We start from the raw sequence: 18,393 nt of genomic DNA, 5'->3' as shown, positions 1-18,393 counted from the left end.
GTTTACCCGCCCTGCAACTGGCTAAGCCCCTGTTCATTATGTTTCACGTGAAACATGCTAACCGGGGTTTCTAATTGCCACATATTCTGCAATGCGGCGGGGTCAACGCTGGTAATAAAAGCCTGACACTGCATCTCTTCAAGCAACTGACAGAAACGCTGTCGATGCTGTTCATCCAGCTCCGCTGGCAAATCATCAATTAAATAGATGCAGTGCCGCTGTGCTGTTCTTTCCAGAAACCGCCCTTGGGCAAGCTTGAGTGCGCTTACCACCAGCTTTTGCTGGCCTCTGGAAAGTACTTCTACAGCGGGCTGTTTGTTAAGCCTGATACGTAAATCGGCGCGCTGAGGGCCCTGCTGGGTAAACCCCATCTGCTGGTCGGTTAACCGATTATCCTGAAGCACTTCAGCAAGCGTTTTTTGCTTATCCCATCCACGAGCGTAATTAAGCTTTAAGCCAGGTAACGGAAGCAGTACATTAAGCGTCTCTTCAAAGACTGGAAGAAACTCGCTAAACCACTCAAATCGTAACCTATCAACTACCTCGCCCCATAGCACCAGTTCCTGTTCCCAAGCCGTCATTTCCTGAGGATCTATTCTACCACGCCTGAGTAGCGCGTTCCGATGTTTCACTGCTCGACGCGTGCGCTTCCACGCTTCAAGAAAGTGTTGTTTCACGTGAAACACTCCCCAGTCGAAAAACTCCCTGCGTCCGACGGGCGACCCTTCCAGCAGCCTGAAGGCATCAGGGTTAATTAACTGAAGCGGCATGGCCTCCACTAACTCAGCTAAACGCACCCCTTTATCGCCCCTTAGGCGCAGCTCAAGCTCTCTCTGAGCCCTTAACCGACGAACCCCTACCGAAACCTCAGGCTCACCTTGAAGGCGCCCGTAGAGCGTCATATGCGGCTGATCCGCCTGAATGGCATTTTTTAACTGCCGGGTACGAAAAGACCGTCCCATACCTAGAATATGAATGCCTTCCAATAGGCTGGTTTTACCACTGCCGTTTGGACCGCTAATGATATTAATTCTGGATGAGGGACGCATCTCAAGCGGGATCAAATTCCGCAGGCCCTGGAAGTTAAGCTGTATCAGGCTCATTCAAGCTCGCTGGTTAAAGTCCCACAACAATGAGTAGCCAGGCAAAAAAGTGAAAACGGCGCTGCTGCTGTCAGAAGCGCCGCTCTCCCTGCATAGGCTACTTTACACACCTTACTCGGCATTAAGGCAGCCTGGCGGTTATTTACAGCCGCATGGGCATAACGACGTAAAGCGCGTCGCCACCACCCGGCTCTTCAAGCAATGCACTGCTATTAGGATCCGCCAGCGTCACCTGGACTCTGTCTACGCTCAATACAGACAGTACATCCACTAGATAGCCTACGTTGAAGCCAACTTCCATTGCCGTGCCGTTATATTCAACCGCCACGTTCTCTTCGGCTTCTTCCTGCTCAGGGTTATTGGCCATTACCTTGAGATTGTTCTCCTCAAGATACAGACGCACACCGCGATACTTTTCATTGGAGAGAATCGCGGTACGCGACAACACCTGACGCAGCTCGGCTCGCTCGGCGATCAGTACTTTATCACCATTGCGCGGTACAACTCGTTCGTAATCGGGGAACTTGCCGTCGATCAGTTTCGAGGTGAACGTAAAGTCACCGGTATGGGCACGCACATGGGTTGAGCCCAGCGTTAAGCTGACCGGCTCGTCACTGTCATCAAGTAGGCGCGAAAGCTCAAGAATACCCTTGCGCGGTACAATCAGTTTTTGCGACTGGCTAACGGCAACCTCAACCGGGCGTGAGCACATCGCCAGGCGGTGGCCATCGGTTGCAACCGTACGTAATAGATTACTCTGAATCTCAATCAGCATACCGTTGAGGTAGTAGCGAACATCCTGCTGAGCCATGGCAAACGATGTGGCTTCGATAAGATGTTTTAACGTGCCCCGCGGAACGCTCAGCTCTTGGCTACCGTCAGCATCTTCAATATTGGGGAATTCGGCGACCGGCAGTGTCGAGAGTGTAAAACGTGAACGACCGCTGCGCAGTACCGCACGGCCATCCTCTACCGCCAGATGAATCTCTGATTGATCAGGCAGCGATTTACAAATATCCATCAGCTTGCGAGCTGGCACTGTGGCAGCGCCAGGCTGGTCTACCTGGCTTGCTACCGTACGCCCGATAAGCTCGACTTCTAAATCCGTACCGGTCAAGGAGACCTGGTCGCCTTCGACCTGAATCAATACGTTAGAGAGTACAGGCAGCGTTTGACGACGTTCTACCACGCCTGCCACCAGCGTCAGCGGACGCAGCAATGCCTCTCGGGAAATGGAAAATTTCATCAACACTCCGGTTTATATCCTGAAAACCTGCAGACGACAGGCTGATTAGCTGGTTAATAGGCGCAGCAGATTTTTATAATCCTCGCGAATATCCGCGCTTTCCTCTTGCAAGGATTTCACCTTGCGGCAGGCGTGAAGCACCGTTGTATGATCACGGCCTCCAAACGCATCGCCAATTTCCGGCAGACTATGATTGGTAAGCTCTTTGGCTAACGCCATGGCTACCTGCCGGGGGCGAGCCACCGAACGCGAGCGTCGCTTGGATAATAAATCCGCCACCTTAATCTTGTAGTACTCGGCTACCGTGCGCTGGATGTTATCCACACCCACCTGCTTATCCTGAAGCGCGAGCAAATCTTTTAACGACTCACGAATAAAGTCCTGGGTAATCGGTTTACCCATAAAGTGTGAGTCAGCAATGACTTTTTTCAGCGCGCCTTCCAGCTCACGAACGTTAGAGCGGATTTTTTGAGCAATAAAGAAAGCGGCATCATGGGGTAAATCGACCTTAGCCTGGTCGGCTTTTTTCATCAAGATAGCGACTCGGGTCTCAAGTTCAGGCGGCTCAATTGCCACCGTTAAGCCCCAGCCAAACCGGGATTTCAAGCGCTCTTCCACGCCGCTTATCTCTTTGGGATAGCGGTCAGAGGTAAGAATCATTTGCTGGCCACCTTCTAATAGTGCATTAAAGGTGTGGAAAAACTCTTCTTGAGAGCGCTCTTTGCCAGCGAAAAACTGAATATCGTCAATTAACAGCGCATCAACGCTGCGGTAAAACCGCTTGAAGTCGTTAATCGCATTAAGCTGAAGCGCTTTAACCATGTCCGCGACAAAACGCTCTGAATGCAGGTAAACCACTCGGGCATTATCCCGACGGCCGGCTAATGCGTTACCTACAGCATGCATCAAGTGCGTTTTACCTAAGCCTACCCCGCCGTATAGAAATAGTGGGTTATAGGCACCGCCCGGATTTTCCGACACTTGTCGGGAGGCGGCTCGGGCCAGCTGGTTCGACTTACCTTCAACAAAGGTATCAAAAGTAAAATTAGGATTAAGTCCACTGCCGTGCTTAAGGCTTCCCTCCACCTGAACCTGGCGCTCGTTGTTGCGCCGACGCGGCGCTTCTTCGCGTTCGCGCATCTGGTCGATTTCACGCTCATCGGCAATATCTCCGCGCGGCGGCGTATGTACAGCAGGCGCCGACGAACGGTCAGTGGCCGCTGAAACAGGGTTGCCCAAATCGCGAGGTTGAGGAGCCGGGGCCGCTGGGCGGCGGCTACCCACCGTAAGGCTTACCTTAGGCGGTTTAGAGGGCGCAAGCTCACGAATCAGCTCGCTGATCCGCTTAGCATACTTGTCACTCACCCAATCGCGCACAAAGCGATTAGGCGCCAGTAAGCGCAGCTCGTTGGACTCTCCTTCTTCTGCCTGGAGTGGACGTATCCAGGTATTGAATTGCTGTGAATTCAATTCGTCCTGCAGGTAGTCCAGGCACTGCTGCCAAAGCGCGAGTGACACTCATCTCACCATCGGTTGAAAACGGCCGACCATTGTAGCGCCCAAAGGCGCGGTTATCCACACGGGTTTAGCCTTCAATTTCGCCTGTGGACAACTTTCTTTAAGGTCTCGGGACAACCCCCCTAACGGCGTGGGGATAGATTGGATTTTCCGGTTTTCCAAAGGGTTTAATCACACCAAGCCAACAGCTTATTTGCCGGTTATACGATACTTATGCACATTGTTTTTATGATTTTAAAATAATGATAAATAGAAAGATTAATCACTTATCCACAAATTGTATCCCCACTATTAATAACAATGGGTTTTAAAATACTTAACTAGTAATAGTAGTTGCCAAGGTAATGGGTGAAGATAACCCACAGAGCAAATGCCCATTGCCTTTTTGTCGCTTTTTGTGCAAGGAAAAATTGCACCCGGCGCGGGAAGTCTCTACAATTTCCGGTCTTGATTTGAAACTCCCCGGCTAGTTTCCTCACTGGACCGGGTCTTTTGGATTCACATCCGTCCTAAACCACGTGGGAATAACGAGTTATGAAACGCACTTTTCAACCCAGCGTTCTCAAGCGCAAGCGCGCGCATGGCTTCCGTGCTCGTATGGCAACCAAAAACGGCCGTGCCGTACTCGCACGCCGCCGCGCCAAAGGCCGCAAGCGTCTGAGCGCCTGATCTCGGATTGCGTGTGCCGCATCAAGGCTATCCCCGGTGTTTACGTCTGCTAAATGCCGGGGATTTTAGTCACGTGTTTGAACAGGCCGACCTCAAAGTTCATGGCAAAGGTATGATGGCGTTAGCGCGCATGAGTACCCGGGGACATCCCCGCGTCGGACTGGTGGTCAGCAAAAAAAATGTAAAACGTGCTGTCGATCGCAACCGCTTTAAGCGTCTTGTTCGAGAATCCGCCCGCCTTCGCCAGGATCACCTACCCTCAATGGATATCGTGATACTTGCTAAGCGCGGCGTACAGGACATCGATAACGAAACGCTTTTTCGCCAGTTACATGGCATGTGGAAACGGCTTCAGCGTGACGCCCAAACGGTATCAGTAGCACCACCGTCTGATGGCGTAACACGTGACTCTTGACGACGCATCTCGCCGCTCGACCTTGGCCTGCCGCTTGGCAGGCTTTCGTGTGTCATGGGTCGAGTAAATGATACTGCGCCATTAGCATGTTCATCACCCAGCGGGCAGAACCCTCATGGACGTAAAAAGACTTCTATTACTGATTCCACTGGCAGTACTTGCCTATCTACTGGTCATTCAGTGGAATCAGGATTATGGGCCGACAGATTACGACTCGACGCCTGAGATTACACAAAGCACGAGCAATGCGCCCTTAAGCAATAGCGAAGACGAAAACGGTTTAGCCGTTCCATCTACGTCGGCGCCCAATACGGCGATTGACGAAGGCATGCCTGGCGACGCGGAAAGCGAAACGTCCAGCCGTGACCTGATCGCAGTGGCCACCGACGTACTCGACGTGCGTATTGATCCGCATGGCGGCGATATCGTGTACGCCGCACTGCCGCAACACAAGATGACGTTGGATACTGAGCGCAACTACGTGTTGCTTTCAGACAATGCAACGCGCAGCTACGTTGCGCGCTCAGGCTTGCAGCTGGACGGTCAGGCAAGCCGTATTGCCTTTACCCCGGAAAGCAGCGCCTATCGCATGAGCGATGACGAAGACCAGCTGAATGTCGATCTACGCGCTGAGATTAATGGCGTTGAGATCACCAAGCGGCTTACCTTCGAACGCGGAAATTATGCGGTTAACGTCAATTACTATGTTGCCAATAATACCGATGCGCCGGTTAGCGCTCGCTTTATCGGCCAACTGGCACGTGATAACAGCCCGGACCCGTCAAGCGGCGTTGCCTTGGGCATGAAGTCCTATATTGGTGCAGCCTACTCCACGCCTGATGCGCGGTATGAAAAGGTTGATTTCGAAGATATTCGAAACCGCAACTTTGAGAACCGTGAAGCACAAGGCGGCTGGATCGCGATTATTCAGCACTACTTCGTGTCCGCCTGGGCGCCGGCACAAGATCAGCAAAACCTTTACTACGTTACGACCGATTCAAGCGATCGCAATGTAGTTGCCTTTGCAGGCCCGACCAGCAATGTCGCGGCTAATAGCGAAGCAACACTCGGCGCAACGCTGTATATGGGTCCTAAGGTTCAGGATTATCTTGAGCAAGTGGCACCTAATCTGCGCTTAACCGTCGACTACGGCTGGCTGTGGTTTATTGCCAACCCGCTGTTCTGGCTGCTGGACAAGATCCACGACATCGTGGGCAACTGGGGCTGGTCGATTGTTCTGCTGACGGTTGTGGTTAAGCTGGTGCTCTTCCCGCTGTCTGCCAAGGCTTACAAGTCCATGGCACGCATGCGTAAGCTGGGCCCGGAAATGCAGCGTCTTAAAGAGATGTATGGCGATGATCGCCAGAAAATGTCTCAAGAGATGATGAAGTTCTACCAAAAGGAGAAGATCAATCCTTTAGGTGGCTGTTTACCCATCGTGATCCAGATGCCGGTATTTATCGCGCTTTACTGGATGTTGCTGGAATCCGTTGAGCTGCGTCACGCGCCGTTTATCTTCTGGATTCAGGATCTGTCGATTAAGGATCCGTACTTCATTCTGCCGATCTTGATGGGTGCGTCTATGTTTGTTCAGCAGATGCTGAACCCGACACCGCCGGATCCGATGCAGGCGAAGATCATGAAGATGCTGCCGATTATCTTCACCTTCTTCTTCCTGTGGTTCCCGGCTGGCCTGGTAATTTACTGGGTAGTCAACAACATCATTTCGGTCGCGCAGCAGTACTTCATAACGCGCAGCATCGAGAAAGACCCAAGCGTGGGTAAAGGGATGCGAACCAAGTAATCCCCCAACGCTTTGCTAACAGACCCCCGCCCTAGTGCGGGGGTCTGGCGTTTTAAAGACGACAAATTCACAATGTAGGCATCTATTAAAGAGGCGCGCCATGGTTGAACGACTTTACACCCAGGATACGATTACTGCGCTGGCCACTCCGCCTGGCCGCGGTGGTGTAGGCATTATCCGCGTCTCCGGGCCTGCCTGCCGGGATATCGCCAAGGCCATACTCGGTGATTGCCCCACGCCCCGAAACGCTTACTTCGGCCCATTTAAAGGCCCTGAAAGCGTTATTGACGAAGGCATCGCGCTACTGTTTAACGGCCCGCACTCGTTTACCGGTGAAGACGTGCTGGAGCTGCAGGGGCACGGTGGCCCGATCATCATGGACATGCTGCTCGAACGCTGTGTGGCCTTGGGTGCGCGGTTAGCCCGGCCCGGCGAATTTTCCGAGCGCGCTTTTCTAAACGATAAGCTCGACCTCGCCCAGGCCGAAGCCATCGCCGATCTAATTGACGCGACGTCACGCTCGGCCGCAGAGAATGCTGTGCGCTCGCTGCAAGGGGAGTTCTCAAAGCGGGTTGGCGATCTAGTCGGGCAGCTTATCGAGCTGCGTGTCTATGTAGAAGCCGCCATCGACTTCCCTGAAGAAGAGATCGACTTCCTGGCTGACGGACATGTCGCCAAGCGTCTGGAAGGCGTCCAGCAAGGGCTCAGCGATGTACGCAAGGCAGCCGGGCAAGGCGCGCTCTTGCGCGAAGGAATGAGCGTGGTGATTGCCGGGCGCCCTAATGCTGGCAAATCCAGCCTGCTTAACGCGTTGACTGAGCAAGACACCGCCATTGTTACCGATATTGCCGGCACCACGCGGGATGTTCTACGCGAATATATTCATATCGATGGTATGCCGCTGCACATCATTGATACCGCCGGGTTGCGCGATACACCGGATGCCGTCGAAAAAATCGGCGTTGCCCGCGCCTGGACCGAAATTGAAAAAGCCGACCGCGTACTGCTACTGGTCGATGCGTCCACTACCGCAGCAACGGACCCCATGGTCATCTGGCCGGAGTTTGTGGCAAGGCTGCCTGATCAGAGCCGTCTGACCCTGGTGCGTAACAAAATCGATACCAGTGCCGAACCAGCAGGCATTGATTTATCCACAGCCACACCGACGTTACGCCTATCGGCCAAAACCGGTGCCGGTGTGGATAACTTAAAAACCCACCTTAAGGACGTAATGGGCTTTGCCGCCACCACCGAAGGACGTTTCTCCGCACGCCGACGCCACCTGGACGCCCTCGACCGGGCAATGGCAGCGCTCGACACAGGGCGTGCTCAGCTAGACGGCTATGGGGCAGGCGAACTGCTTGCCGAAGACCTGCGCGACGCGCAGCAGGCACTCGGTGAAATTACCGGCGACTTTAGCGCTGATGATTTGCTGGGCGAGATTTTCGGCAGCTTCTGTATCGGCAAGTAAAAACAAAAGCGCCCATCAGGTCGTCCTGATGGGCGCAAAGCGCTATCACCGGTCGGCTCAAGCCGATCCGGTGGCGCCACTCGGATAGGCAGCGCCCTGAGTTTTAAGCCTTGCCATCCAGCACAGCACCAACGCCAACACCCCACATACAGCGATGGTGGCCGGCAGCTGAGAAGGGCTGACGGTGGTCAGGCTGACCGCAAAGCCGACCACGGCGAAGAGCAGGTACTGAAGTACGCCCATCAGCGCCGAAGCCACGCCGGCGGGGGAATCCGCCGCATTCATGATCAACGCCATCACGTTACCGAACACCATGCCGAGCGAGGCGATCGCGAGCCCCAGAATGAGGCCGTAGGTCAGAAGCGTCGGCGCGCCGAGGACGTTGACGCACCAGAGCGCCGCGCCGGCCAGGGTGTAAATCGCCGTACCCGCCATCATGACGCGAAACGTCGACCACTCGCGCTTGATGAGCGCGTTGCTAACCGCCCCGCCGACCACCAGACCCACGGAGTTGGCGGCGAAGAGCTGGCTGTACTGGGTCGAATTCAGTCCGAAGTGCTCCATGAACACGAACGACGAGCCGCTGATATAAGAGAAAAACGCCCCAAGCACCAACCCGCTTGCCACGCTGTAGAGCATGAACACCGGCTGTACAAAAAGCCGCGCGTAGCCTTTCACGATGCTCGCCCCGCTGAGTGCCACGCGCTGCTCAGTTGCCAGCGTATCCGGCACGCTGACGAGCCCCCACACCAGCGTGATCAGGGCCAGCGCCGCCATGACCCAGAAGATCATGTGCCACTCGGCATAGAGCAGCACCAGTCCGCCCAGTACCGGGGCCACGATCGGGGCCACCATCATCACCTGCATGAGAATGGAGAGCTTCTGCGCCGATTCTTTGAGCTCGTAGACGTCGTCGATGATCGCGCGCGGCGCCACCAGCCCCGCCGATGCGCCGAGCGCCTGCAGAAAGCGGGCGGCCATCAGCATCTCGAAGGAGTGGGCCAGGGCAGCGAGAATCGAGCCCCCGATAAACACCACAAGCCCGGCCAAAAGCGGCCAGCGGCGGCCAAAGCGGTCCAGCAGCGGTCCGTAGATGGCCTGCCCGACTGCCAGTCCGATTAGAAAGACCGCCAGGGTCTGCTGAATATGGCCGGCAGACACCCCGAGATCCTCGGCAATGTTCGGCATGCCCGGCAGGTACATGTCGATGGCCATGGCGTCCAGCGCGGTGATCAGCGCCAGTAAAATGAGAAGCCCGGTCCCGATGGACTGGATGCGATGTGTCGCTTGCTGGGTCATGACGTTTTATCCGTATCGAGATGGTGGATCAGTGAGTCTTCGAACACGCTCAAAAGCGCCGCCAAGCGGCTTTCGGCGAGCTCGGCAGTGGTGTAGATCAATTTAACCTGGAGGCTGTCGACGATGCCGAGGTAGGCTTCGCCAAATCGCGATACCTGGGTCGATGTCGGCGTGATGGTCGCCTTTTCCCAGCGCGACAGCTTGTCCAGAAAATGGGCCTTCAACTGCGCAAGATACGTTTCGTGCAGTGCGTCGACCGGCTCGGTGAGCGTGACCGGCGATATGTAGCTTGCGCGCAGGAAAAAGCGCAGATGCGCGACCTCACCGAAGCGGCGCACCAGCGCCTGGCAGTAGTGAGAGCCGGGGAGCGCCTCGCTGCCTTCGTCGGCAAAGCAGTCGTCGGCGAAGGCGCGCTCTTTGGTGAGAGCCTCCTCGAAGGCCGCCATGAAGAGCGCCTCCTTGGACGCAAAGTGAGCGTAGAGCGACGCCTTGCGGATTCCCACTGCCTCGGCGATAGCGGATAGCGAGGCGCCGTCGTAACTCGCCGCGGCAAAGTGCGTCACCGCCGCCTCGACGATACGCTGGGTCGCCTTTGAACGTGCCATTTGCACACACCTCATAAAGCGCTGATGAAAGGAGCTGCGCAATATACTACCTACCGATAGGTAGGTAAGTACTTTCACGCCATTTAAATCAAAAAAACCCCGCCAACGCATCGGCGCCGGCGGGGTTTGAAAGGTGCGAATGTGAACGTGTTCGGCGCTACTCGCCCCAGACCTCTCGGGCGACCTGCACGACCAGCGCGAGCTTGGCCTGCTGCTCGGCCTCGGTGATCGTGTTGCCCTCTTCCGTGGAGGCGAAACCACACTGGGTGCTCAGACAAAGCTGCTCGAGCGGTACGAAACGCGCCGCTTCATGAATGCGCGCCTTGATCGTTTCCGGGTCTTCGAGTTCGCCGGTTTTGGTAGTAACGAGCCCCAGTACCACTTTCTGATGGCCAGGCTTGATGAAACGCAGGGGTTCGAAGTCACCGGCGCGGTCGGAGTCGTACTCCAGGAAGAAAGCGTCAATATTGACCGAGCCAAACAGCAGCTCGGCAACCGGCTCGTAGCCGCCTTCGGATATCCAGGTAGAGCGGAAGTTGCCGCGGCACACGTGCATGCCCACCACCAGATCATGCGGCTTGTCCTCAAGCGCTTGGTTGATAACCTCGGCATACACTTGGGCCAGATGGTCCGGATCCTCTCCGCGCTCGATCACCAAGGCGCGCTGCTCTTGCGAGCACAGGTACGCCCAGACGGTATCGTCAAGCTGAAGGTAGCGACAGCCAGCGGCATAAAACGCGCTGATCGCATCTTTATAGAGGTTCGCCAAGTCGATGAAGAAGTCGTCGATATTCGGATAAGCCTCTTCACTGACCACGCCACGTCCACCCCGAAAATGCAGTACGCTGGGGCTCGGAATGGTCATCTTGGGCACCGTGCCCTCAGCAATGCTGGCAAGAAATGTAAAGTCTTCAAGCATTGGATGACGACCAAATTCCAATTTGCTCGTCACGCGCACGTTGCGCGACTTGGTCTGCACACCGGCAAATTGGATACCCTGCTCGGCATCGTAGCCTTCAATGCCTTCAAGACCTTCAAAAAAATCGAAATGCCACCAGGCGCGACGAAACTCACCATCGGTCACCACTTTCAAGCCACACTGGCACTGGCTTTTCACCGCATGGGCAATGGCCTCATCCTCGACGCGACGCAGATCACGGGCATCCAGTTCACCGGCTTGATGCGCCTGGCGAGCATTTTTAATAGCGGTGGGTCGCAGAAGACTGCCGACCACATCGGCGGAAAAAGGGGTAGGGTTAAGGCTCATTTAGCATCTCCACCGGTAGATTGGACGTATCGTGTATCGCCCTATCCTCCCCCATCCTCAAGACGCATTAAAATGATCATTTCTTGAGTATGCATGAACGACTTTAATGCAGAGTAGCCACTTGATATTGCTAGTGATTAACAATTTATTGCTGGGCACGCTTGTTTAAACGGTGGGTAATATCGCCCTCGATTTTTTGAAATGCTGCCAACCTTCTAGTGCAAGTACCATCACGGCTAACCAAATCGCGATATACGTTGGCCACTCGTGAGGAACAATCACCTCGCCTAAAAGCAGCGCCACGCCCAACAGCAGTATGGGTTCAACATACACCAAAAGGCCAAACAGGCTCAGATTGAGCAGCGGAGCAGAAAGCGCCTGAAAACCCAGAGCGAGCGCACTGAGCAAACCCAGCCCAGCTACCAACCCCAACGCTTCGATACTAAACGCGGGCGTCGCCGCTATGTGGCCGCCATCAAGAATAAAGTAAACACATACCGGCAGGCTGAGCAGCATATCCCACCAGAGCCCGCCAATATGATTGGTATCGGTTTTACGCCTAAGCCAGAAGTAGCCCGGATAGCCGAAACACACCGCCAGGGTAGTCCAGGCCAGCGTTTGTGATATGACTAACTGATTAGCGATGCCCGCCACCGCCAGCAGACAAGCAATCTTCTGAAAGCCTGACAGCCGATCGCCGAACGCGATACGTCCGATAATCACCATGGTGATCGGCATTATAAAATAGCCCAACGAGACCGCCAGCCCGTGGCCATTGCCCGGCGCCCACATGAATAGCCACAGCTGAATGCCCAGCATAAACGCTGATATCAGCCGTGTAGCCCAGAAGTAACGCTCTGTGAGCAGGCGCCGACCAATGGCGACTATTTGCGTTCCATAGCCCCGCCATAGAATAAACAGGCTCAAGCAGGGAAATGTCAGCAGAATACGCCATCCGTACAGTTCGCCCCCCTCCATGGAAGGAAGCAGAGCGGTATAGGCAAACAGTAAAGCAAACAAGGCCGAGGCTATCACATTCAGCGTGACGCCCAGCGGCGTATTGGGGTTAGCGTGCATAAGCCATTTCTGGTTAGTTAAATTTGGCGTTATTTTATTGCAACACACTTGATAAAGGCGCTTGTATTACCTACTGTCAGCGAGAAAATTTCTCACTTGGCTGGCTTTATTATGCTTGATGACTTTGACCGAACCCTGCTAGAACTTTTACAGAAGGATTGCCAGACGCCGCTTCGCGAGCTGGCTGAAACCGTCCATCTCTCCACGGCTTCCGTCCAGCGACGTATACAAAAGCTTAAAAACGGTGGCTTTATCCAGGCGAGCGTGGCGGTGCTTGACCCCGATAGGTTGGGCCAGGTCATTACCTTACTGGTCGAAGTACAGGCGGTTAAAACGCATGCTGCTGACTTGGCGCTGCTCAAGGCCCAATTTTCCGGGCCTGAGATTCAGCAGTGTTACTACGTTACCGGTGAGGCGGACTTCATGCTGGTATTACTGGTGCCCAGCATGAGCCGGTTTCAGGAGCTCTGCGACACCCTGTTTCACAACAACCCCAACGTCAAATGGTTTAAAACCACCGTGGTGCTGGACCGGGTCAAAACTACGCTGGAAGTTATATAACCCTAGCTACTCCTCGACCCACCACTGTGCTTCATAGCGGCTTTCATCCCCAAGGTAGGGAGTAAGCTGGGCCATTGCTGCCTCCAGGCGCTCATCCAGCCCCCAGGGCGGGTTAATCACCAGCATACCGCTGCCGTACATACCATGGGTCTGTTCGCCCAGCTCACGCAGCAAAAGCTCGCTACGCCATATCTTACGCACGCCACTCGTCTTCAGCGCGTCTAGCAGTACGTGATGATGACCCGCTGGCAGCAGCGGATACCAGACTAACACTACGCCATGGCGCGCCTTTTCAAACGTATAAGCGACGGCATCGGCTACCTCCTGATACTCCGCTTTACGCTCAAAACTTGGGTCAATTAATACGCAAAGTCGTGGCGTGGCTACCGGTAGCATAGTGCTTAACCCATCAAGCCCATCGCCATAAATGCGTCGCGCCTGGGTAGCTAGCTCTTGAGCGGCCAAGTGCTGGTGCTCGCCGGGATGCAGCTCAAAAAGGCGCAGTTGATCCTGAGTGCGTAACGACTTTCCAAACCACCAAGGCGATCCCGGATAGTGGGTAAGCTCGCTAGGCGCTGGCTGTGCGCCTGTTAAGACATCCATCCAATCCGTTAACAGAGGGTCTGTTAGCTGATCGCGCTTCTGCCATAAAGGCCAAATGCCCTCGCGGTACTCTTGGAGCCGCTGTGTCTCTTTAGTGGCAAGTGGATAAAGTCCACGCCCCGCGTGCGTATCTACATATGTAATGGCTGTTTTTTTACGTAATAAATAATTATTAACGCTGTAAAGGGTTAGATGCTTGTGTACATCGGCAAAGTTACCGGCATGATAAGCGTGTTGATAAGACAGCATGGTCGCTCGACATCAAGTGAACAAAAAAGCCCGCTATGGGAGCATAGCGGGCTTTGAAGGACAATGCGCGGGTTACACGGGTCGCTTATCTTTGGCCGTTGCCCGTTGGCGTCAAGGTAATTTCTACCCGACGGTTTTGCGCTCGGCCCTGATCGGTATTATTGCTGGCAACGGGCTGGTTAGCCCCGTATCCCATAGTGTTAAGACGTGAAGACGAAACGCCATTTTGACTCAGGTAATTGCCGACGGCTTGAGCACGACGCTCAGACAGGCGCTGATTGTAACTGGCGTCGCCCGTGCTATCAGTATGCCCGGCAATATTCACGCGGGTATCGGTGTATTGAGAAACCACGTTTGCGACTTCATTGAGTGCGCTGCGCGCATCGCTGGTCAGGTCAGAAGAATCAAAACCGAACGTAACGCTGCTGGGCATATTCAGCACGATATCGTCGCCACGACGGTCGATTTCGATGCGCGAACCCTGCAGATTCTGACGTAATTGCTGCTCCTGGCGGTCCATATAAGCACCTACACCCGCGCCCGCAGCGGCACCAACGGCTGCACCAATCAAGGCACGGTCGCGGCGGCTGGTGCTGCCATCGCCAGAAAGGGCGCCCGCTGCTGCGCCTACCGCGGCGCCAATCCCGGTACCGATACCAGTAGAAGAACGTTGTGTCTGGCCACCGTAAGGATCAGACGTTGCACAGCCCGCCACTAAAATTGCGGCAGCCAATGGGGTCAGTAGTCGAGAAATACGCATCGCTCACTCCTTGTTTGTCTTTGCGCTTAAGTCATTCGTCGCTGATACACTCCAGCAACTCATTCAAGAATAATAGACCTTGAGGCGATGCACGCAGCTTTTCAGGCATTTCCATCAAAAGTCCTTTTTTGTGGGCCCTTTGTAAACGTGTCAGGAGCACCGCATCGACCTGCCCGGTATGCCGTGACCAGGCTTGCATGCTAACGCCTTCGGTTAAACGCAGCGCATTCATGGCGAATTCCAGCGGCAGCTCGTCAATGGTAATCGGCTGTTTGCCCGCTAAAAAGCCCCGAGGATCGCTAGCCCGCCGTAAATAAGCCTCGGGCTGACGCGTTTTCCAGCGTCGCTCAATATGCCACTGCCCATCTGTATCGATAGTTGTCAGCTTGCCGTGGGCACCGGCGCCAATACCCAGGTAATCACCAAACTGCCAATAGTTGAGATTATGCCTGCTCTGCCTTCCAGGCTGGGAATAGGCTGAAATTTCGTAGCGCGCAAAACCTGCCTGCTCTAACCGCTGGTGGCCTAGCTCCTGAATATCCCAAAGTGCTTCTTCTTCAGGCAGCACGGGGGGCTGTGAATGAAACGCCGTATTGGGTTCAAGCGTGAGCTGATACCAAGAGAGATGATCCGGCGAAAGGTCTAGCGCCTGATCAATATCCGCAAGTGCCAAGGAAGGCGTCTGGTCGGGCAATCCATGCATTAAATCGATATTGATATTATCAAAGCCCGCCGCGCGCGCCTGCCCTACCGCGCTGATAGCTTCTTCGCCACCATGAATACGCCCCAGCGCCTTGAGCTGGGCTGGCTGAAAGCTCTGCGTACCCAGCGAGAGGCGGTTAATACCGGCCTCGCGATAGCCAATAAAGCGCGTCTGCTCGGTGGTGCCGGGATTCGCCTCCATGGTGATTTCAATACCCGGCGCAAATGCTAGACGCGCGCGTATTTCACTGAAAAGACGTTCATAAAACGCAGGTGACATAAGGCTTGGCGTACCGCCACCGATAAAAATGGTGTGGATCTGTCGCTCAGCGGCTAACGCTAAATCGCCGTCCAAATCGCTTAGTAGCGCTTTTAAATAATCGACTTCAGGCAACTCACCGTTAGGCTCATGAGAGTTAAAATCGCAATACGGACACTTACGCACACACCAGGGCGTATGGATATAGAGCGATAGCGGTGGCAGTGGATTAGCCATGCGCCACCTTAAGCATATCGACCAACCCTGTGAGCGCCCGTCCTCGATGGCTCAAACGATTTTTCATTTCGCTGGGTAGTTCAGCCACACTCATGGCCTGATCAGGAAGCCAGAACAGCGGGTCATAGCCAAAGCCGCCTTCCCCGCGAGGGTGGGCAAGCAACTCTCCTTCCCAGCTACGTTGGACAATTACCGGCACCGGGTCCAACGGGTGACGCAAATACACCAGTACGCACCAGTAGCGTCCCGTACGCTGACCCTCAGCATAGTCACTTAATGCTGCTAAGAGCTTTTCATTATTACGCTGGTCACTTTTAGGCTCGCCGGCATAGCGCGCGGAATAAATTCCCGGCTCGCCGGAAAGGGCATCGACTTCTAATCCAGAATCATCGGCGAGTGCCGGAAAGCCGCTGATACGGCTCGCTTCACGGGCTTTCAGCAGTGCGTTTTCGACAAAAGTCAGCCCCGTTTCTTCAACATCATGTACGCCAAAGTCTGCTTGGGGGCGTACATCAAACCCCAATGGTGAAAGTAACTGATTGAATTCTTTTAGTTTTCCTGCATTACTGCTGGCTAGAACAAGGGTATTTACCGTGGCCATTACTTTTCTCCAAACGTCAGTAGGTCAGTGTACGCCCAACAAAATCGTTCTATATCTAACAAAATGTTACCAAATGTACATAATAATTTAGTTAAAAATATCCTAAATATTAATAAAAGATATTTACTAACAATAAGTTATTAAAAATAATTCGATTTATAGCTTGGTTGACATAGGTTATTTTTAAAATAATCTAGTAACAAAACTTTACGAAAACACACTTATAGTCGACACTGATTTTGTTGCCAGCTCACTCCTTCTTACCAGAGGCGTTATCATGAAAAAGGAACAGTCACCCGACTCGGTATATATCCTTACAGAGCAAAGCCCTCAATCTCAGCTATTTGCAGAATATCTAAATAAGCATACCGGCTACCAAGTAAGTGTTTACTCACGTCATTCTTCGCTTCCTGCAGGTACATCAGAAAAGCTTCTGCTGCTTATTGATAGCGATCATATCAGTATCGATGCCTTACCCGAATGGCAAGATCAGTTACCTGAAGCATTATCAAAAGCAACGCTTGCCGCGTTTAATATCCGCAATATGAATCATGCTTTAGAAGCGCTTTCCTGTGCCCATTTAACAGGTGTTTTTTATCGCGAACAGAGTTTGGATATTATTTGTAAAGGCGTACATGCCTTATTAGATGGTGAGCTTTGGATGTCGCGCGAGTTAATGGCTCGGCTAATCCTTTTTTATCGCAAATCACAAAACAATGCGTTTAGACCAACCTGCGGCCTAACCAACCGTGAAATTGAAATTATTTCGTTGCTAAAAGCAGGTTCTTCTAATCAACAAATTGCTGAGCGGTTATTTGTTAGCGAGCATACGGTTAAGTCACATCTTTATAATATATTCCGAAAAATAAATGTACATAACCGTATACAAGCTTTGAACTGGATCCATCAAAATCTCGGGCCTATTCTTCCGGCTATCGATAAACCCCGTGGACTAAAAAACTAATAACAACACTGGCGTGAGGTTATATCGTGATGTCTTTTCTTCGTTATTTAACTCCACACTGTGTGCTTTTCCTATTCCTATTATCACCATTAATGGCCAGTGAGACGCAATCACCGATTGATGTATCACCCTCAAGTGAACAAGAGGAAATCGATTCTATTAATCAGCTATCAAGTCCCGATGGCCCTGAAGTGGAAAGTGTTAAAAGGGCTAGTAGCGAACTGACCGGGGTAATGGTAGACCGCACCATTACCATGGCGGGTAAGACATTTTATCGCGCGTTTAGTCAACGTGCCATGGACAACCTGATTATTGGTAATGCCACCATCACGATACAAGAACGCCCCGATGCTCGCTGGGGCAGCCAAATATGGGTGATGGATGGAAACCGTATGTATTTTCGCACACAGCTTTCTCCAAGGATTAGTGAAGCTGATCGCGCCGCAGGAGAAGCGGTACAAATCGTCGAAGAAGCGCTGCTACGCCAACAAATAGCCTCGGCGCTGACCTCCGACAAAGACTTGGGAAGAGAGGAGATACGTTAATGAATGCTATAAAAAGGTCCGCCCGACACACACTGCTAGCCGTAACGCTGGGCACATTGATAGCGTCAACCGCATCCGCCGGCGAGTTGATTTATCGTCCCCTAAACCCCTCTTTTGGTGGCGACCCTTTTATGGGTACCTACCTATTGGGTAAAGCGCAATCGCAAGATACCAATACAGACCCTAATTCGAGAGGTATTGAGACAATATCCTCCACTGAAAGGCTAGTTCAAAGTCTGGAAAGCCGCTTGATTTCCCAACTTATTTCAGATGTTGGCGCAGGTAATGTCGGCCAGGGTTCCTTTGATAGCGGTGACTTTAGTGTGGTGGTCCGCGACGAAGGCGGGCAATTGATTGTACGTGTCATCGATAAAGTAACCGGCGATGTAACGAATATCAGCGTTGGCGGATTATTTAATCCTTAGCAATCGAGCCTGA

19 protein-coding genes are annotated in these 18,393 nt (G+C 53.3%); 8 read left to right on the top strand and 11 right to left on the bottom strand.

Annotation, left to right across the window (positions count from 1 at the left end; genetic code table 11):
• Positions 1–2: 2 nt before the first annotated feature.
• The 3 genes from recF to dnaA form a co-directional block, all read right to left on the bottom strand.
• Positions 3–1,103: a DNA replication/repair protein RecF gene (recF, locus tag ACT3XD_RS05405; RefSeq protein WP_192536748.1), complete on the bottom strand. Its 1,101-nt coding sequence runs from the start codon at positions 1,101–1,103 to the stop codon at positions 3–5.
• Positions 1,104–1,245: 142 nt separating this feature from the next.
• Complete coding sequence (gene dnaN / locus ACT3XD_RS05400) at positions 1,246–2,349, bottom strand: DNA polymerase III subunit beta (RefSeq protein WP_018918394.1); 1,104 nt, start codon at positions 2,347–2,349, stop codon at positions 1,246–1,248.
• Positions 2,350–2,394: 45 nt separating this feature from the next.
• Positions 2,395–3,867, bottom strand: a complete 1,473-nt coding sequence (dnaA, locus tag ACT3XD_RS05395) for a chromosomal replication initiator protein DnaA (protein WP_018918395.1) — start codon at positions 3,865–3,867, stop codon at positions 2,395–2,397.
• Between the two features lie 534 nt (positions 3,868–4,401).
• Here dnaA and rpmH point away from each other — a divergent pair.
• The 4 genes from rpmH to mnmE all read left to right on the top strand — a co-directional run bounded on the left by rpmH (position 4,402) and on the right by mnmE (position 8,226).
• Positions 4,402–4,536, top strand: coding sequence for a 50S ribosomal protein L34 (rpmH, locus tag ACT3XD_RS05390; RefSeq protein WP_008959105.1), 135 nt, complete (start codon positions 4,402–4,404; stop codon positions 4,534–4,536).
• Positions 4,537–4,549: 13 nt separating this feature from the next.
• Positions 4,550–4,951 carry a ribonuclease P protein component gene (gene rnpA / locus ACT3XD_RS05385; RefSeq protein WP_192536749.1) on the top strand — a complete coding sequence of 134 codons (402 nt, stop codon included), beginning with the start codon at positions 4,550–4,552 and terminating at the stop codon, positions 4,949–4,951.
• 115 nt (positions 4,952–5,066) lie between these two features.
• A complete protein-coding gene (gene yidC, locus ACT3XD_RS05380) occupies positions 5,067–6,755 on the top strand; it encodes a membrane protein insertase YidC (protein ID WP_192536750.1) in 1,689 nt (562 codons plus the stop codon).
• Positions 6,756–6,855: 100 nt separating this feature from the next.
• On the top strand, positions 6,856–8,226 hold the full coding sequence (gene mnmE / locus ACT3XD_RS05375) for a tRNA uridine-5-carboxymethylaminomethyl(34) synthesis GTPase MnmE (protein ID WP_192536751.1): 1,371 nt from the start codon (positions 6,856–6,858) through the stop codon (positions 8,224–8,226).
• A 57-nt stretch (positions 8,227–8,283) separates the two neighbouring features.
• On the opposite strand, the gene ACT3XD_RS05370 is transcribed toward mnmE, so the two are convergent.
• From ACT3XD_RS05370 to rarD, 4 genes are all read right to left on the bottom strand, one after another.
• Complete coding sequence (locus ACT3XD_RS05370) at positions 8,284–9,525, bottom strand: multidrug effflux MFS transporter (RefSeq protein WP_192536752.1); 1,242 nt, start codon at positions 9,523–9,525, stop codon at positions 8,284–8,286.
• Entirely contained in the window at positions 9,522–10,130 is a 609-nt protein-coding gene (locus ACT3XD_RS05365) for a TetR/AcrR family transcriptional regulator (RefSeq protein WP_192536753.1), read from the bottom strand. Before ACT3XD_RS05365 ends, ACT3XD_RS05370 begins: the two co-directional genes overlap by 4 nt.
• A 157-nt stretch (positions 10,131–10,287) precedes the next feature.
• Positions 10,288–11,397 carry a cobalamin-independent methionine synthase II family protein gene (locus ACT3XD_RS05360; protein WP_192536754.1) on the bottom strand — a complete coding sequence of 370 codons (1,110 nt, stop codon included), beginning with the start codon at positions 11,395–11,397 and terminating at the stop codon, positions 10,288–10,290.
• 165 nt (positions 11,398–11,562) lie between these two features.
• Positions 11,563–12,474 (bottom strand): EamA family transporter RarD, encoded by a 912-nt coding sequence (gene rarD / locus ACT3XD_RS05355; protein ID WP_192536755.1) that lies wholly within the window; start codon positions 12,472–12,474, stop codon positions 11,563–11,565.
• Between the two features lie 111 nt (positions 12,475–12,585).
• On the opposite strand from rarD, the gene ACT3XD_RS05350 reads away from it, so the two are divergent.
• Positions 12,586–13,035 carry an Lrp/AsnC family transcriptional regulator gene (locus ACT3XD_RS05350; RefSeq protein ID WP_225736015.1) on the top strand — a complete coding sequence of 150 codons (450 nt, stop codon included), beginning with the start codon at positions 12,586–12,588 and terminating at the stop codon, positions 13,033–13,035.
• 6 nt (positions 13,036–13,041) lie between these two features.
• On the opposite strand, the gene ACT3XD_RS05345 is transcribed toward ACT3XD_RS05350, so the two are convergent.
• From ACT3XD_RS05345 to rdgB, 4 genes are all read right to left on the bottom strand, one after another.
• The gene (locus ACT3XD_RS05345; RefSeq protein WP_192536756.1) at positions 13,042–13,887 is read right to left on the bottom strand and encodes a 23S rRNA (adenine(2030)-N(6))-methyltransferase RlmJ; all 846 of its coding nucleotides are present in this window, start codon (positions 13,885–13,887) and stop codon (positions 13,042–13,044) included.
• Between the two features lie 85 nt (positions 13,888–13,972).
• A complete protein-coding gene (locus ACT3XD_RS05340; protein ID WP_192536757.1) occupies positions 13,973–14,647 on the bottom strand; it encodes an OmpA family protein in 675 nt (224 codons plus the stop codon).
• 31 nt (positions 14,648–14,678) lie between these two features.
• Positions 14,679–15,845, bottom strand: coding sequence for a radical SAM family heme chaperone HemW (gene hemW, locus ACT3XD_RS05335; RefSeq protein ID WP_192536758.1), 1,167 nt, complete (start codon positions 15,843–15,845; stop codon positions 14,679–14,681).
• The gene (rdgB, locus tag ACT3XD_RS05330) at positions 15,838–16,446 is read right to left on the bottom strand and encodes an RdgB/HAM1 family non-canonical purine NTP pyrophosphatase (protein ID WP_192536759.1); all 609 of its coding nucleotides are present in this window, start codon (positions 16,444–16,446) and stop codon (positions 15,838–15,840) included. Before rdgB ends, hemW begins: the two co-directional genes overlap by 8 nt.
• A 277-nt stretch (positions 16,447–16,723) precedes the next feature.
• On the opposite strand from rdgB, the gene ACT3XD_RS05325 reads away from it, so the two are divergent.
• Genes ACT3XD_RS05325 through ACT3XD_RS05315 form a run of 3 tightly spaced genes read left to right on the top strand, consistent with a single transcriptional unit; the run spans position 16,724 to position 18,380 of the window.
• Entirely contained in the window at positions 16,724–17,410 is a 687-nt protein-coding gene (locus tag ACT3XD_RS05325; protein WP_192536760.1) for a LuxR C-terminal-related transcriptional regulator, read from the top strand.
• A gap of 29 nt (positions 17,411–17,439) precedes the next feature.
• Positions 17,440–17,955: a CsgE family curli-type amyloid fiber assembly protein gene (locus ACT3XD_RS05320; RefSeq protein WP_192536761.1), complete on the top strand. Its 516-nt coding sequence runs from the start codon at positions 17,440–17,442 to the stop codon at positions 17,953–17,955.
• Positions 17,955–18,380, top strand: coding sequence for a curli assembly protein CsgF (locus ACT3XD_RS05315; RefSeq protein WP_192536762.1), 426 nt, complete (start codon positions 17,955–17,957; stop codon positions 18,378–18,380). The genes ACT3XD_RS05320 and ACT3XD_RS05315 overlap by 1 nt, the downstream gene beginning before the upstream one ends.
• The last annotated feature ends 13 nt before the right edge of the window (positions 18,381–18,393 follow it).

Origin of the sequence: Halomonas sp. AOP7-B1-5, assembly GCF_052353045.1 — a bacterium.
GTDB classification, from domain to species: domain Bacteria; phylum Pseudomonadota; class Gammaproteobacteria; order Pseudomonadales; family Halomonadaceae; genus Vreelandella; species Vreelandella colorata.
This window is presented reverse-complemented; position numbering and strand designations above follow the sequence as displayed.

Bases quoted from the DNA above. Each gene is read 5' to 3' on its own strand.
- ACT3XD_RS05320 (WP_192536761.1), top strand. From the start codon at position 17,440: ATGTCTTTTCTTCGTTATTTAACTCCACACTGTGTGCTTTTCCTATTC.
- ACT3XD_RS05315 (WP_192536762.1), top strand. From the start codon at position 17,955: ATGAATGCTATAAAAAGGTCCGCCCGACACACACTGCTAGCCGTAACG.
- recF (WP_192536748.1), bottom strand. From the start codon at position 1,103: ATGAGCCTGATACAGCTTAACTTCCAGGGCCTGCGGAATTTGATCCCG.
- hemW (WP_192536758.1), bottom strand. From the start codon at position 15,845: ATGGCTAATCCACTGCCACCGCTATCGCTCTATATCCATACGCCCTGG.
- dnaN (WP_018918394.1), bottom strand. From the start codon at position 2,349: ATGAAATTTTCCATTTCCCGAGAGGCATTGCTGCGTCCGCTGACGCTG.
- ACT3XD_RS05370 (WP_192536752.1), bottom strand. From the start codon at position 9,525: ATGACCCAGCAAGCGACACATCGCATCCAGTCCATCGGGACCGGGCTT.
- rdgB (WP_192536759.1), bottom strand. From the start codon at position 16,446: ATGGCCACGGTAAATACCCTTGTTCTAGCCAGCAGTAATGCAGGAAAA.
- ACT3XD_RS05360 (WP_192536754.1), bottom strand. From the start codon at position 11,397: ATGAGCCTTAACCCTACCCCTTTTTCCGCCGATGTGGTCGGCAGTCTT.
- ACT3XD_RS05365 (WP_192536753.1), bottom strand. From the start codon at position 10,130: ATGGCACGTTCAAAGGCGACCCAGCGTATCGTCGAGGCGGCGGTGACG.
- ACT3XD_RS05325 (WP_192536760.1), top strand. From the start codon at position 16,724: ATGAAAAAGGAACAGTCACCCGACTCGGTATATATCCTTACAGAGCAA.
- ACT3XD_RS05345 (WP_192536756.1), bottom strand. From the start codon at position 13,887: ATGCTGTCTTATCAACACGCTTATCATGCCGGTAACTTTGCCGATGTA.
- ACT3XD_RS05340 (WP_192536757.1), bottom strand. From the start codon at position 14,647: ATGCGTATTTCTCGACTACTGACCCCATTGGCTGCCGCAATTTTAGTG.
- rpmH (WP_008959105.1), top strand. From the start codon at position 4,402: ATGAAACGCACTTTTCAACCCAGCGTTCTCAAGCGCAAGCGCGCGCAT.
- ACT3XD_RS05350 (WP_225736015.1), top strand. From the start codon at position 12,586: ATGCTTGATGACTTTGACCGAACCCTGCTAGAACTTTTACAGAAGGAT.
- rarD (WP_192536755.1), bottom strand. From the start codon at position 12,474: ATGCACGCTAACCCCAATACGCCGCTGGGCGTCACGCTGAATGTGATA.
- mnmE (WP_192536751.1), top strand. From the start codon at position 6,856: ATGGTTGAACGACTTTACACCCAGGATACGATTACTGCGCTGGCCACT.
- yidC (WP_192536750.1), top strand. From the start codon at position 5,067: ATGGACGTAAAAAGACTTCTATTACTGATTCCACTGGCAGTACTTGCC.